The following is a 724-nucleotide window of genomic DNA, read 5'->3' on the forward strand; positions in this document are numbered from 1 at the left end:
TACGACATCCCCCTGCGGGGGCTGCCGGTCACTTTTCTTTGCGCGGCAAAGAAAACTAACGAAAAGAAAGCCGCCCTGCCGGGGGCAGAGCAATCAGGCTGTTCAGCCTCGGTGGTTGCGTCGTATGGCCCCGAGTGTTGGCTGGCGTGCCTTACCGGTTCAAGGGGCATTGCAATGGCATGACCCAATGGTCACGTGGTGGTGCCCCTGTTCGCTTTGCCCGGTGAGCGTTCGGCCATCTGCCGTTCGCGGTGCGCAGCGCCGCGATCCTGCCTGCCTTGCTGGTTTCGTGGTTTTGTCTCTGGCGTCTGGCTACTGGGGCATTTGATGCCCTGCCGTACCGGTGCTACCAGCACCTTGCTATCCACTTCCCTGGTTTCGTGGTGGGCGCCGTGGCCCGTCCGCGAGGGCCGTGCTCGTACCTCACGGCGCTCGTCCTCCGAGACAAAACCACGAAACCACTCACACTTGAAATGGCGCAGCACTTTGCACCGCGAACGGCAGATGCGGGAATGGTCACCGCAAGCGAGGTCAGGGGCCTCACGACGTAACCCATGGGTCATGTCATTGCGATGCTCTTCGAGCCGGTAGAACACGCTAGCCAACACTCAGGGCCGTACGACGCAACCACCGAGGCTGAATAACCTGATTGCTCTGCTCCCGGCAGGGCGGCTTTCTTTTCGTTAGTTTTCTTTGCCGGTCAAAGAAAAGTGACCGGCAGCCC

The 724-nt window shown here is 60.6% G+C and carries 1 protein-coding gene; it reads left to right on the forward strand.

Annotated elements, in window-relative coordinates; translation table 11 throughout:
- On the forward strand, nucleotides 1-183 hold a 183-nt coding region (locus tag OR16_RS46815; protein WP_237717349.1), incomplete at its 5' end, for a hypothetical protein.
- Nucleotides 184-724 lie beyond the last annotated feature (541 nt).

The sequence above is a fragment of the Cupriavidus basilensis OR16 genome, from assembly GCF_000243095.1.
Taxonomy (GTDB): Bacteria; Pseudomonadota; Gammaproteobacteria; order Burkholderiales; family Burkholderiaceae; genus Cupriavidus; species Cupriavidus basilensis_D.